Source organism: Brachybacterium sp. 107, assembly GCF_052379725.1.
Classification (GTDB): domain Bacteria; phylum Actinomycetota; class Actinomycetes; order Actinomycetales; family Dermabacteraceae; genus Brachybacterium.
Genome location: NZ_JBQSYW010000001.1, coordinates 159751 through 171354 on the forward strand (window position 1 = coordinate 159751; position 11604 = coordinate 171354).

Genomic DNA, 11604 nt, shown 5'->3' on the forward strand with positions numbered 1-11604 from the left:
GGGACACAGGAACCTCCTCGGGCGGTGCCGACGACGGTGCAGGGCCCGCCCGGTACGGGCGGCACGGTGCAGGAACGGCAGAGTGGCGGAGGCGGACGGGAATCGAACCCGCCAGACCGAGATGCTCGGTCTCACTGGTTTTGAAGACCAGGGCGCCCACCAGGACACGGACGCCTCCACGAGCCAAACTATCACCGTCCCGCCCGGTTCCCCGGCCTCACCAGGTGTCCGAGACCTCCCGGCACCCGGCCGCCACGGGTGCGCCGTGGGTAGGCTCCGGGTATGAGCGAGTCACCGATCGTCCCTGTCCAGGCCGCCCCGTCGATCCGGCTGACGACCATGGCCCACGGCGGGGGCTGCGCCTCGAAGATCCCGCCGGGCGAGCTCGAGGAGGTCGTCTCCGCCCTGTCGGGTCAGGAGTACGACTCCGTGATCGTGGGGCTCGAGGACGGGGACGACGCCGCCGCGGTGCGGATCGCCGATGGCACCGCCGTGCTCTCCACCGCCGACTTCTTCACCCCCGTGGTCGACGACCCCTTCGACTGGGGCCGCATCGCCGCCGCGAACGCCCTGTCGGACATCTACGCCATGGGCGGCGCTCCCGTGGTGGCGATCAACCTGGTGGGATGGCCGCGCGGGGTGCTGCCCTACGAGCTGCTGCGCGAGGTCCTCGCCGGGGGCCTCGCCATCGCGAAGGAGGCGGGAGTTCCCGTCATCGGCGGTCATTCGGTGGACGATCCGGAGCCGAAGTACGGCATGGCCGTCACCGGCACCGCCCATCCGGACCGCCTGCTGCGCAACGACGCCGCGACGGCCGGGCTGCCGATCACGCTCACGAAGCCGCTCGGCGTGGGACTGCTGAACAACCGGATGAAGTCCACCGGCGAGGCCTCCGCCGCCGCGATCGCGACCATGACCACCCTGAACCGGGACGCCGCGCAGGCCGCCCTGGCCGCCGGGGCCCGGGCCGCGACCGATGTGACCGGCTTCGGCCTGCTGGGCCACCTGTTCAAGATGGGCCGCGCCTCCGGCGTCGGCGCGATCATCGATCATTCGGCCGTGCCGCTGATCGACGGGGCGGCCGACGCGCTGCGCGACGGCTTCGTCTCCGGCGGCACCCGCCGCAACCTCGACTGGGTGCGGGAGGATGTGCGCGCCGGTGCAGGCATCACCGAGGACGACCTACTGCTGCTGGCTGATGCCCAGACCTCGGGCGGGCTGCTGGTGATCGGCGAGGTCCCCGGCTACCCGATCATCGGGGAGACCGTCGCGGGATCCGGCATCGACGTGCGCTGACGTCGACGCCGCAGTGCAGAGACGCAGAAGAGCAGAGGCGCAGAGGCGCAGAGGCGCAGAGGCGCAGGATCGCGAGGTCAGCCGACGGTCGTGATCGAATCGTCGGTGATGCCGGCGTCCCGCCTCGCGGCGAGCCGCGCCTTCTGCGGCTCGATCACGCGTCGCGGGTCCTTCACGGACTCCAAGCCGGCCTCGAGCACCCCGAAGCGGGTCAGCGCCGAGGCGGCCAGCAGCGCCGCACCGCTCGCCGCGGCGACAGCGCGGTGGCGCCCGCCCAGCACTGTCCCGAGGGCCCCGGCGACGGCGAGCCGTTCCGCCCAGCGCAGCATCGTCCCGGGGCGGCCGGTCTCCAGGGGCTCCGCTTCCAGGGGATGCATCGATGCCTTCATCGCGCGGAGGGAGACGACGTCGCCGGCGACCCCGGCCACGGCGAGCAGGCGCGCCGGCCGGGTCTCGGACACCGGCGCGGTGAGCATCGCAGCCCCGCCCGTGGCGAGCGTGGCCGAGCTGACGAACAGAGCGGAGAGGTGCTTGCGGCCGGCGGCCCAGGTGGGCACCGCGGTGTCCCCGAGCAGCGCACCGGTGTACGAGGCCAGGAGCGGGCCGAGGGCGGCCTGCGCGAGGGCGGCCGGGGTCTCGGTGCCGTGCACGAGGGGGCGCAGCGGTCCCAGGGGGATCCGCTCCCCCGTCATCCGGTCGACCTCGATCGCCCCGAGGACGCCGGAGACCACGCCGAAGCTCCCCAGGATCCAGCTGCCCACGCTCATCGGCGAGCTGATCTTCAGCGTGCGCATCATGTTCAGGAACCGCTCGGGGCGGCCGAGGTCCTCGATCAGCGCGACGGTGCCCACGCCGAGGGCGCCCAGCGCCGTCAGCCGCGCGGTGCGGCGCAGCACCGGGCGCTGGGTGAGCTGGGCACCCGTGGCCAGGATCCCGGAGCCGCCGGCGAGCCCGCCGAGGAAGAGGTACACCGCGATCGGTGCCCGCCACGGCGGCGCCTTCACGACGGGACGCCCGTAGTACGAGTCGTACGGGTCGACCTCGACATCCTCGACGACGGCCTGCTCGCGGCCGCCGTCGGTGCTGCCGAGCTGGTCGATCGAGCGGCGGCGCCTGCCGGTGCGGCCGGGGCCGGGCCGGCGTCGACGCCGCGGACCCTCGGGAGGGCGGTCGGCATCCAGCGGGGTGATGCTCATCGACGGCCTCCCAGGAAGGCGAGGGCCGTGGCGGCGAGCATGCCGGCGGCGGCGATCCCCACCCGGGCATACATCTGGGGCAGCTCCTTGGTCGGCACCTGCGGGTCCGGCGGGAGTCCATAGACCTCGGGCTCGTCCAGCAGCAGGAACACCGAGCCGGTGCCGCCCACGCCGTCCTTCGGGTTGGCACCGTACAGGCGGGCCTCGGTCATGCCCTGCTCGTGGAGGGCCCGCACCCTGTCCTCGGCGCTGTCCACGAGCTCGTCGTGCTCCCCGAAGCGGATGGACTGGGTGGGGCAGGTCGCGGAGCAGGCGGGCTCCTCCCCCACGACGAGCCGGTCGTAGCAGAGGGTGCACTTGTTGGCGGTCCCGGCGTGGGGCACGTCCCCGTCACGCTCGACCTTCGCGGAGACGGTGCCGTCGTCGCGTCGTTCGATGACCCCGAAGGGGCAGGCCGCCACACAGGTGCCGCAGCCGTTGCAGACGTCGCTCTGGACCACGACGGAGCCGAACTCGGAGCGGAAGATGGCACCGGTGGGGCAGACGTCCAGGCAGCCCGCGTTCGTGCAGTGCTTGCAGACGTCCGAGGACATCAGCCAGCGGAACTCCTGGGTGTTCGGAGGGGTGCGGTCGGTCCCGCTGAGGTCCCCGTCGGGCGCCTGACCGCGGGGCGGCCGCGGGCCGACCGTGGGCATGCCGAGGCCGACGAGCTTGCGCCCGGACTCCCGGGCGGCCTCGATGCGCTCGGTGCCCTGCTCGACGAAGGCGACGTGCCTCCACGTGTTCGCCCCCAGCGCACCGGTGTTGTCATAGCTGGAGCCGAGGATCTCGAGATCGCCGTCGACCGGGTTCCGGTTCCACTCCTTGCACGCGACCTCGCACGCCTTGCAGCCGATGCAGATCGAGGTGTCGGTGAAGAATCCGACCCGTTGCTGGTCCCCGCCCCACCCGGAGGCGGCAGCGGGTCCGGCAGGTCCGGCGAGCAGGCTCATCGGTTCCTCATCTCCTTCATCGACGATTCCCCCGTGGGCACCGCGGTGGCCTCTTCGGGACCACGCATGGAGTGCGGCGAGTACTCGTGGCCGGGCCCTGGTCCGGGGGCTCCGAGCGCCCCGTCGACCTGTGCCTCGTCCTCGGGGATCAGCCCGGCCCGTCGACGATACTCGTCCACGAGCGTCAGCAGCTCCGGGCCGCGCGGACGGCGACCGGGGATGATCGCGCAGTCGTTGTTCTTGCTGTTCTGGATCTGCGTATTGGCGTCGAGCATCATGCCGATCAGGTCGTTCGCCCCGTCGCCCTCGACGATCGCGGCGCTGCCGCGGCCGAAGTGGAACGGCATCCCGATCTGGTGGACCGTGCGGTCCCCGATCTTCAACGGCGTCATCCGCTCGGTGACCAGCACCTTCGCCTCGATGGCGGATCGTGCCGAGATGACCGTCGCCCACCCGTACGGCTCGAGACCGACCTCCTCGGCGAGCTGCGGGGAGACCTCCACATACATCTCCGGCTGGAGCTCGGAGAGGTAGGGCAGGAAGCGGCTCATGCCTCCTGCCGTGTGGTGCTCGGTGATGCGATAGGTGGTGAACACGTACGGGTAGGTCTCGCCCTTGGCCGAGTGCGCCCCCGGGGACTGCATGTTGTTGCGGTCCTGGAAGGTGACCCGGGTGGGGTTGTTCTGCACCGCGTACAGCGGGTTGGGCACAGTGGACTCGGGTGCCTCGTAGTGCGTGGGCAGCGGCCCGTCGACGAGACCGCTGGGGGCGAACAGCCAGCCGCGCCCGTCGGACTGCATGATGAACGCGTCGGTGCCGGACAGCGCGCCGGCCCCACCCTTCGCAGGGTCTCCGGGGTCGTCGGGGCGCTTGGTGGCCGGGAAATCCGGGACGTCATGGCCGGTCCAGCGCCCTGCCTCCTCGTCCCACCACACGAGCTTCTTGCGCTCGCTCCAGGGCTTGCCCTCCGCATCGGCCGAGGCCCGGTTGTACAGGATGCGCCGGTTGGCGGGCCAGGCCCAGCCCCACTCGGCGGCCGTCTCGTCCTGCTGCTGGCCGGGGGTGCGCCGACGGGCCTGGTTCACGCCGTCCGCATACACGCCGGAGTAGATCCAGCAGCCGCCGCTGGTCGAGCCGTCCGCCGCCATCTCCGCGAAGCCCGAGAGCGGCTGGCCGGCCTTCTCCCCGGTGAGATGACGGCCGTTGATCTCGGCGAGCACGGACTCGGCGTCCGGCTCCCCGTGCTCGTCGACGGGGTAGTCCCAGGTGAGGTCGAGGATCGGTCGGTCGCGCGGATCGGTCGAGTCCTTGAGCTTCTCCCGCACCCGGTTGCCCAGCTCGACTGCGAACTGCAGGTCGCTCTGGCAATCGCCCGGCGGTTCCACGGCCTTGTCCCGCCACTGGACCATGCGCTGGGTCTGGGTGAAGGAACCGGCCTTCTCCGTATGGTTCGCCGCGGGCAGGTAGAACATCTCGGTGGCGATGTCCTCGGTGCGCAGCTCCCCGGTCTCGATCTCCGGGCCGTCCTTCCACCAGGTGGCGGACTCGATCATGTAGAAGTCCCGCACGACCATCCACTTCAGGTGCGACATCGCCAGTCGCTGCATGCGTCCGTTGGCCGAGCCCACGGCGGGGTTCTGGCCGAACAGGAAGTAGCCGTCGACGCCGTCCTCGAGCATGCGCATCACGGTCTGGTAGGTGCCGTGGGCACCGGTGAGGCGAGGGAGGTAGTCGAAGGCGAAGTCGTTCTCCGCCGTCGCCGCGTCTCCCCACCAGGCCTTGAGCAGGTTCACGGCATAGACGTCGGCGTTCGCCCAGAAGCCCTTCTGCTCCTTCTTGCCGATCTGGCGGGCGTACTGCGCGAAGTCATCCTGGCCGGCCTTCGGCATCGGCAGGTAGCCGGGGAGGATGTGATAGAGCGTGGGGATGTCCGTGGAGCCCTGGATCGTGGCGTGCCCGCGCAGCGCCATGATGCCGCTGCCCGGTCGCCCGACGTTGCCCAGCAGCAGCTGGAGCACGCCCGCGGTGCGGATCATCTGCGCGCCGCCGACGTGCTGGGTCCAGCCCAGGGCGTAGGCGAAGCAGGTGGTGCGATCTCTGCCCGAGTTCTCGGTGATCGAGCGGGCGAGGTACTCGAAGTCCTCCTCGGAGATGCCGCAGGTGTCGCGCACCATCTCCGGGGTGTACCGCGCGTAGTGCCGCTTGAGGATCTGGAACACCGTGCGGGGATGGCGCAGCGTCTCGTCACGCTCCGGCAGCCCTTGGGCGAGGCGCTCGGGATCGCCGGCATAGGTCCACGTGCTGTTGTCGTACGTGCCCGTCTCCGGGTCGTACCCGGAGAAGAGCCCCTCGAGGTCCTCAGGATCCCCGTACTCCTCGCTCACGAGCGTCGAGGCGTTGGTGAAGAGCTTGAGGTACTCGTCGAACCACAGCTCGTTCTCGAGCACATGGCGGATCACGCCGCCGAGCAGCACGACATCCGTCCCCGCCCGGAGCGGGATGTGCCGATCCACGTTCGCCGAGGTCCGCGTGAACCTCGGGTCCACATGGATCACCCGCGCGCCGCGCTTCCTGGCCTCCATCACCCACTGGAATCCGACCGGATGCGCCTCGGCCATGTTCGAGCCCTCGATGACGATGCAGTCAGCATTCGCCATGTCCTGGAGGGATTGGGTGGCACCGCCACGTCCGAACGAGGCTCCCAGACTGGGAACCGTGGCGGAGTGTCATATGCGGGCCTGGTTCTCCATCTGGATCGCGCCGGCGGCGGTGAAGAACTTCTTGAGGAGGTAGTTCTCCTCGTTGTCGATGGTGGCCCCGCCGAGGCTCGCGATGCCCATGGCCCGACGCAGCGGGCGCCCGTGCTCATCGGTGTCCTGCCAGTGCGCGCGCCGGGCGTCGATGAAGCGGTCGGCGATCATGTCCAGCGCGGTGTCGAGCTCGAGCTCCTCCCAGTCCGTGGCGTGCGGCCGACGGTAGAGGACGGACGTCTGCCTAAGAGGGGAGTTCACGAGCTGCTCGCTGGCCGCGCCCTTGGGGCACAGACGACCACGGGAGACCGGGGAATCCGGGTCGCCCTCGATCTGGGTGACCTTGCCATCCTGATGGAAGACGCGCTGGGCGCAGCCGACGGCGCAGTACGGGCAGACGCTGTGGGCGATCCCGTCGGCCTCCGCAGTGCGCGGCGAGATGCTGCGGGTCGTCGGCGACATCACCGCGGTGCCGCGTCCGGTCGGATCCGCACCGCGCAGCTGCCGGAGGACCGGCCAATCGAGGAACAGTGGGCGAGCCATGGACGCACCCTACCAGCGTTCAGCTCGCGGCGAACACTCCGCAGGGCTCGGCAGATCGTGTCGGCACCAGGCTCTCACCTGCACAGACAGGCCATGAGCTCACGCCTCGGTGGTGCCCTCGTCGCGGATCCGCTCGTGATGACGGATCACCTCGGTGACGATGAAGCGCAGGAAGGCTTCCGCGAAGACCGGGTCCAGGCCCGCATCGTGGGCGAGGGACCGCAGCCGGTCGATCTGCGCACGCTCTCGCGACGGATCGGCGGGCGGCAGGCCGTGGGTCGCCTTCAGCACCCCCACGCGCTGGGTATGGGAGAAGCGTTCCGCGAGCAGGTGCACGAGGGCGGCATCGATGTTGTCGATGCTGCGCCGCTCCTCGACGAGGAGCTCCCGAGCACGAGCGACCTCGTCGTGGGCAGCATCGGTCGAGGGGTTCTGGGCCATCAGGCGGACCTGTCCTGTCGTTCCTGCGGTGCCGCGTGATCGCTGTCCTTGCCGGTGACCATGAGCGGGGCACGGCCCTGCGTGATCACGCCCTCGGTGATGACCACCTTGGCGACGTCGGCGCGCGAGGGCACCTCGAACATGACCTCCTGGAGGGAGTCCTCGAGGATCGCGCGCAGGCCACGGGCACCGGTTCCGCGCTCGATCGCACGGTCGGCGACGGCCTCCAGGGCGCTGCGCTCGAAGTCCAGCTCCACACCGTCCAGGGCGAACATCTTCTGGAACTGCTTGACCAGCGCGTTGCGCGGTTCGGTGAGGATCTGGATCAGCGCCTCACGATCGAGGTTCGACACGCTCGTGATCACGGGGAGGCGCCCGATGAACTCGGGGATCAGACCGAACTTGAGGAGGTCCTCGGGGACCAGCTTCGCGTAGATCGCCTCCTGCTCGAGGGGCGTGTGCAGCTCAGCGCCGAACCCGATGCCGCGCCGGCCGATCCGCGACCCGATGATGTCCTCGATCCCGGCGAAGGCGCCGGCCACGATGAACAGCACGTTCGTGGTGTCGATCTGGATGAACTCCTGGTGCGGGTGCTTCCGCCCGCCCTGCGGCGGAACCGCGGCCACGGTCCCCTCGAGGATCTTCAGCAGCGCCTGCTGGACACCCTCGCCGGAGACGTCACGGGTGATGGACGCGTTCTCCGACTTGCGACCGATCTTGTCGATCTCATCGATGTAGATGATCCCGCGCTCGGCCTTCTGGACGTCGTAGTCCGCGGCCTGGAGGAGCTTGAGCAGGATGTTCTCGACATCCTCGCCGACATAACCGGCCTCGGTGAGCGCCGTGGCGTCCGCCATCGCGAAGGGCACGTCGAGCATCCGGGCCAGGGTCTGTGCCAGATAGGTCTTGCCACAGCCGGTGGGGCCCACGAGCATCACGTTGGACTTGGCGACCTCGATCTCGTCGCGCTCCCCCACAGCGTCCTCGGCCAGGGCGGCCGCAGCGCTCTTGGCACTGGACGGAGTCGTCTCGGCATCCTGCGCCCGCACCCGCTTGTAGTGGTTGTAGACCGCGACCGAGAGAGCCCGCTTGGCCGGGTCCTGGCCCACGACGTAATCCTGGAGGAAGGTGAAGATCTCCTGCGGGGTGGGCAGGGGCGCCTGCTCCTCGGAGCTGGGCTGCGCGGCCTGGATCTCCTCCGCGATGATCTCGTTGCACAGTTCGATGCACTCTTCACAGATGTACACCCCCGGGCCGGAGATCAGTCTCTCGACCTGCTTCTGCGACTTCCCGCAGAACGAGCATTTGAACACGTCGGCCCCGTCGCCCGTGCGTGCCATGTCCGTGTCCTTCCGTCGGCCACCATCTGTGCATTCATCAGTGCATTCGTGCGGTTCCGCAGGGTGCGGCCCGCGATCTGCAGACCCGTCCACGGTACCCCGAGGACCCGACGCGGCGCGGGAGGCGAGCCGTGCGTGCCGCCGCCGAGCGGCTGCGGTGACGGTGATCGGCCCCTGGATCACGCGAGCGTGCGGATCACGTGCGGATTACGGGATCACGCGGGCGTGCGGATCACGCGGGCTCCTGGATCACATGGACCACTGGATCTCGCGGGCACGCCCGGGGGCCGACGGACGAACAGCGGGCTCCGTGGCCGGGCGGCAGTTCTGCCGTCCGGCCACGGCGGGGATCACGAGGTGATCGCGGCGCGGGGAACCTTCCGGGTCTCCAGGACCTGGTCGACGAGCCCGTACTCGAGGGCATCCTTCGCGGTGAGGATCTTGTCGCGCTCGATGTCCCTGCTGACCTGCTCCTTGGAGCGGCCGGAGTGGTCCGCGAGGGTCTGCTCGAGCCAGTCGCGCATGCGCATGATCTCGTTGGCCTGGATCTCGAGGTCGGAGGCCTGGCCGCCGCCGCCCTCGCCGCCCATGGCCGGCTGGTGGATCAGGATGCGGGCGTTCGGGAGCGCGAGACGCTTGCCCGGGGCACCCGCCGCGAGCAGCACGGCGGCGGCGGAGGCCGCCTGGCCGAGGCACACCGTGGTGACCTCGGGCTTGATGTACTGCATCGTGTCGTAGATGGCGGTCAGCGCGGTGAACGAGCCGCCGGGGCTGTTGATGTACAGCGTGATGTCACGGTCCGGATCCTGGGACTCCAGGACCAGCAGCTGGGCCATGACGTCATCGGCCGAGGCGTCATCGACCTGGACGCCGAGGAAGATGATGCGGTCCTCGAACAGCTTCGTGTACGGGTCCTGGCGCTTCATGCCGTAGGCGGTGCGCTCCTCGTACTGCGGGAGCACGTAGCGGGAGGTCGGCATGCCGCCGGCCTGGGCGACCGGCAGGGCGCCGATGGTGCGGGGATCGAAAGTCACGGGTTCTCCTTGTTCTCAGGGCGTGCGGGGGCGACGGGGCGGAGGTCAGTCGTCGGTGCCGCCGCCACCGGTGACGTCACCCGCTCCGGTGACGATCTTGTCGATGAAGCCGTACTCGAGGGCCTCGGTCGCGGTGAACCAGCGGTCGCGGTCGGAGTCCTCGGTGATCTGCTCGAGGCTCTTGCCGGTCTGCTCGGCGATCAGGCCGGCGAGCGTGCGCTTCATCGACAGGATGAGGTCGGCCTGGATCTTGATGTCGGTCGCCGTGCCGCCGAGCCCACCGAGGGGCTGGTGCATGAGCACGCGGGTGTGGGCGGTGGCGTAGCGCTTGCCCTTCGCGCCCGAGGAGAGCAGGAACTGCCCCATCGAGGCGGCCATCCCCATGCCGATCGTCACGACGTCCGGCTGCACGTACTGCATGGTGTCGTAGATGGCCATGCCCGCCGTGATCGAGCCACCGGGGCTGTTGATGTAGAGGTAGATGTCCTTGTCCGGGTCCTCGGCGGCCAGGAGCAGGATCTTGGCGCAGATCGCATTGGCGTTCTCATCGCGCACCTCGGAACCGAGCCACACGATGCGGTCGCGCAGGAGCCGCTGGTAGACGTTGTCGTCGAGGCCCATCGGGCTGTCGCCGGCCGCGTCGCGGGGCGCGGAGTTCTGAGTGCTCTGGGAGCTCACGGAGGTCACAGGGTCTCCTTCATAGCGGGAATCGTCGATGTGTCGACTCTAGGCGCTGGGTGGGACGGCACGGGTCGCTGTTCGCCGCAGGCGCACTGGGCGGCCGCGGCTCCCCAGCACCGGAGAAGCGCTGTGCACGACCCGTCGCGCGTCGACGGATGTGCCGCGGACCTCCCCGGATCGTCAAGTCGCGGCGAGTTCTGGTCACGTTGACCCGAGATCAGGCAAAAACCACGCCAAGTCCCCTGCCGAGCTGTCCCAAGACCCCTTACGGGAGCTGCGGCGCACCCCTACGTTGGTCTCAACGCAGGACAGAGATCGCCCCGCTTGCGGGGGACACATCAGCCAGCAGCACCCCCGGCACCCCCGCCGGCCCGGAAGGAACGATCAGCAGAACATGGCCCAGCACAACACGCACCGCACCGCAGGACGCGCACAGACCCCCGCCTTCACCGCAGCTCGCGGCCTCGGTGGCGCCGCAGTCCTCGGCACCGTCGTCGTCGGCACCGCTTTCGCCGGTTCCGCTGCCCAGGCTGCTCCCGCCGCCCCGGCCGCGCCCGCCGCCCCTGCCGTGCAGACCGCTCCGGCAGCCCCGGTCACCACCGCGCCGTCGACCGCGCTGGACACCAGCGCGAAGCTGCGCTGGGGCTCCCGCGGCAACGCCGTGGAGAAGCTCCAGTCGGCCCTGAACGACAACGGTGCGGGCATCGCCGTGGACGGCTCCTTCGGCCCCCGCACCCACTCCGCGGTCAAGAACTACCAGTCCTCCAAGGGCCTGCAGGTCGACGGCGTCGTCGGCCCGAAGACCTTCGCTGCACTCGGCGGCTCGGCGGCCCCCTCGGGCGGCGGCACCTCCGCTCCGGCGAAGTCCTCCTCGAGCTCGAACAACAACACGATCGTGAACGCCGCGCGCTCGGCCGTCGGCAGCCCGTACAGCTGGGGCGGCTCGTCGCTCAGCGGCATGGACTGCTCCGGACTCGTGAACTACGCCTACAAGGCAGCCGGGATCAACCTCCCCCGCACGAGCGGCCAGATCGCCAACGGCGGCCGCTGGGTCTCCCAGTCCCAGGCCCAGCCCGGCGACATCGTGGCCTACTCCGGCCACGTCGCGATCTACGCCGGAAACGGCCAGATCATCGACGCCTCCGGCTCGAAGCAGCGCGTCGTCGAGCGCGCACTCTGGGGCAACCCGATCGGCTTCGTGACCTACCGCTGATCCACACAGCTCTTCACAGAGGGCCCGGTCTCCACACACGGAGACCGGGCCCTCGTGCATTCGCCCTCCGGGTGCCCGGTGCTCGGGCGCCCGGTGTTCGGGCGCCCGGTGTTCGGTT

At 70.1% G+C, this 11604-nt stretch carries 9 protein-coding genes and 1 tRNA gene; 2 read left to right on the plus strand and 8 right to left on the minus strand.

The window, feature by feature from the left end:
- Positions 1-83 precede the first annotated feature (83 nt).
- A tRNA-Sec gene (locus tag ACT3UL_RS00705) sits at positions 84-178 on the minus strand.
- A gap of 104 nt (positions 179-282) precedes the next feature.
- On the opposite strand from ACT3UL_RS00705, the gene selD reads away from it, so the two are divergent.
- Positions 283-1296 (plus strand): selenide, water dikinase SelD, encoded by a 1014-nt coding sequence (selD, locus tag ACT3UL_RS00710; protein ID WP_444576120.1) that lies wholly within the window; start codon positions 283-285, stop codon positions 1294-1296.
- A gap of 77 nt (positions 1297-1373) precedes the next feature.
- Here the strand turns inward: selD and nrfD are convergent, their stop codons facing one another.
- The 7 genes from nrfD to ACT3UL_RS00745 all read right to left on the minus strand — a co-directional run bounded on the left by nrfD (position 1374) and on the right by ACT3UL_RS00745 (position 10270).
- Complete coding sequence (nrfD, locus tag ACT3UL_RS00715) at positions 1374-2492, minus strand: NrfD/PsrC family molybdoenzyme membrane anchor subunit (protein WP_444576122.1); 1119 nt, start codon at positions 2490-2492, stop codon at positions 1374-1376.
- The gene (locus tag ACT3UL_RS00720) at positions 2489-3484 is read right to left on the minus strand and encodes a 4Fe-4S dicluster domain-containing protein (RefSeq protein WP_444576123.1); all 996 of its coding nucleotides are present in this window, start codon (positions 3482-3484) and stop codon (positions 2489-2491) included. The genes nrfD and ACT3UL_RS00720 overlap by 4 nt, the downstream gene beginning before the upstream one ends.
- Complete coding sequence (gene fdnG / locus ACT3UL_RS00725) at positions 3481-6777, minus strand: formate dehydrogenase-N subunit alpha (protein ID WP_444576125.1); 3297 nt, start codon at positions 6775-6777, stop codon at positions 3481-3483. The genes ACT3UL_RS00720 and fdnG overlap by 4 nt, the downstream gene beginning before the upstream one ends.
- A gap of 99 nt (positions 6778-6876) precedes the next feature.
- Positions 6877-7218: a chorismate mutase gene (locus ACT3UL_RS00730; RefSeq protein WP_444576127.1), complete on the minus strand. Its 342-nt coding sequence runs from the start codon at positions 7216-7218 to the stop codon at positions 6877-6879.
- Complete coding sequence (gene clpX, locus ACT3UL_RS00735; protein ID WP_444576128.1) at positions 7218-8558, minus strand: ATP-dependent Clp protease ATP-binding subunit ClpX; 1341 nt, start codon at positions 8556-8558, stop codon at positions 7218-7220. The genes ACT3UL_RS00730 and clpX overlap by 1 nt, the downstream gene beginning before the upstream one ends.
- Positions 8559-8908: 350 nt before the next feature.
- Positions 8909-9538, minus strand: coding sequence for an ATP-dependent Clp protease proteolytic subunit (locus ACT3UL_RS00740; protein ID WP_444576549.1), 630 nt, complete (start codon positions 9536-9538; stop codon positions 8909-8911).
- A 99-nt stretch (positions 9539-9637) separates the two neighbouring features.
- Positions 9638-10270 carry an ATP-dependent Clp protease proteolytic subunit gene (locus ACT3UL_RS00745; protein WP_444576550.1) on the minus strand — a complete coding sequence of 211 codons (633 nt, stop codon included), beginning with the start codon at positions 10268-10270 and terminating at the stop codon, positions 9638-9640.
- Positions 10271-10667: 397 nt separating this feature from the next.
- Between ACT3UL_RS00745 and ACT3UL_RS00750 the strand changes: the two genes are divergently transcribed.
- Complete coding sequence (locus ACT3UL_RS00750) at positions 10668-11486, plus strand: C40 family peptidase (RefSeq protein ID WP_444576129.1); 819 nt, start codon at positions 10668-10670, stop codon at positions 11484-11486.
- Positions 11487-11604: the final 118 nt, after the last annotated feature.

What these genes read in the sequence shown, in the direction of transcription:
- selD (WP_444576120.1), top strand. Translation starts at nt 283, where the DNA reads ATGAGCGAGTCACCGATCGTCCCTGTCCAGGCCGCCCCGTCGATCCGG.
- ACT3UL_RS00720 (WP_444576123.1), bottom strand. Translation starts at nt 3,484, where the DNA reads ATGAGCCTGCTCGCCGGACCTGCCGGACCCGCTGCCGCCTCCGGGTGG.
- ACT3UL_RS00730 (WP_444576127.1), bottom strand. Translation starts at nt 7,218, where the DNA reads ATGGCCCAGAACCCCTCGACCGATGCTGCCCACGACGAGGTCGCTCGT.
- ACT3UL_RS00740 (WP_444576549.1), bottom strand. Translation starts at nt 9,538, where the DNA reads ATGCCGACCTCCCGCTACGTGCTCCCGCAGTACGAGGAGCGCACCGCC.
- nrfD (WP_444576122.1), bottom strand. Translation starts at nt 2,492, where the DNA reads ATGAGCATCACCCCGCTGGATGCCGACCGCCCTCCCGAGGGTCCGCGG.
- ACT3UL_RS00750 (WP_444576129.1), top strand. Translation starts at nt 10,668, where the DNA reads ATGGCCCAGCACAACACGCACCGCACCGCAGGACGCGCACAGACCCCC.
- clpX (WP_444576128.1), bottom strand. Translation starts at nt 8,558, where the DNA reads ATGGCACGCACGGGCGACGGGGCCGACGTGTTCAAATGCTCGTTCTGC.